The organism is Synechococcus sp. CCAP 1479/9 (genome assembly GCF_019038535.1).
GTDB lineage: Bacteria > Cyanobacteriota > Cyanobacteriia > PCC-6307 > Cyanobiaceae > Cyanobium.
Genome location: NZ_JAFKRK010000078.1, coordinates 1 through 925, shown reverse-complemented (window position 1 = coordinate 925; position 925 = coordinate 1). Strand labels below are relative to the sequence as shown.

At 68.6% G+C, this 925-nt stretch carries 1 protein-coding gene; it reads right to left on the bottom strand.

Features of this window, described 5'->3' with window-relative positions:
- The coding region (locus KUG38_RS16765; RefSeq protein WP_216923548.1) for an acyltransferase family protein at window positions 1–925 on the bottom strand (925 nt) is incomplete at both ends.

The following is a 925-nucleotide window of genomic DNA, read 5'->3' as shown; positions in this document are numbered from 1 at the left end:
CATCCCCCACGTCCAGCGCAGCAGCACGATCACCGGCCAGTGCCACAGGTACAGCGAATACGACAGCAGCCCGCACGTCAGCAGCACACGCTCCAGCCACCGCCCCGGCAGAAATCTCCCCCCCTCTCCCGGGCCCGCCTGCAGCACCAGCAGCGTCCCCACCACCGCCGGCAGCACCCCGGGCACCGGGAAGCCCTCCCGTTCCGACGTCATCACCACCGCCCACAGCAGCAGCGCCGCCCCCGCCAGCCGCGGCCAGCGGCCCTGCAGCCACTCCGCCCCCAGCAGACCCCGCCGCTGCGCCACCAGCAGCAGCGAGCCCACCGTCAGTTCCCACAGCCGACTCGGCATCAGAAAGAACGCCGCCATCGGGGCGCTCTGCGTCCACCACCAGCTCGCACCCAGCGACAGCACGATCAGCGCCGCCAGCAGCGGCACGCTCCGCCGCACCCCATAGCCGATCGCCACCATCAGCAGCGGGAACACCAGGTAGAACTGCTGCTCCACACCCAGCGACCAGGTGTGCAGGAACGGGTTCAGGTCGGCGTCCGGATTGAAGTAATCGATCTGCCCCATCAGGAAGTTGTTCGACCAGCCGAACAACGCCTTGATCGCGGTCATGAAGTAGGGGCCGTTCTCGCCGGGGGGAACCCAGAGGGCCACCGCCAGGCTCGTCACCCCCAGGCACACCAACAGGTTCGGCAGCAGACGCCGCACACGCCGCAGATAGAACGTGCCCAGCCGTGGCCACAGCGGCTTGCTCGCCTGACCCAGCAGCGAGCCCATCACCACGTAGCCGGAGATCACAAAGAAGATGTCCACCCCCGTGAAGCCACCCGGCAGCCAGGCCTTGTTCAGGTGGAACACCAGCACCGCCAGCATCGCCGCCCCCCGCAGCGCATCGATGTCCGGCCGGTAGGCAAAC